The following is a 255-nucleotide window of genomic DNA, read 5'->3' as shown; positions in this document are numbered from 1 at the left end:
GATGCCGAAGCCACCAATTTTTTTGTTACCCATGAACCACCTCCCGGTGCTTTTGAAGGCGCGCGCCGAAAGCTTGGCTGACGCGGTCGAAGATGATGGCGATGCCGACGATGGCGAGACCGTTGAAAATCCCGAGCGTGAAGTACTGGTTGGAGATCGCCTTCAGCACCGGCTGTCCAAGGCCCTGAACGCCGATCATCGAGGCGATGACCACCATGGCGAGCGCCATCATGATCGTCTGGTTGATGCCCGCCA

Annotated in this window: 1 pseudogene; it reads right to left on the bottom strand. The window is 58.4% G+C overall.

Annotated features, from left to right (window positions below):
• Nucleotides 1–25: 25 nt before the first annotated feature.
• Nucleotides 26–255: pseudogene (locus AC0C6X_RS30245) on the bottom strand (proline/glycine betaine ABC transporter permease); the annotation flags it as partial.

The organism is Ensifer sp. VA4 (assembly GCF_055710065.1).
Note: the sequence above shows the minus strand (reverse complement) of the source record. Positions and strands in the feature narration are given on the sequence as shown.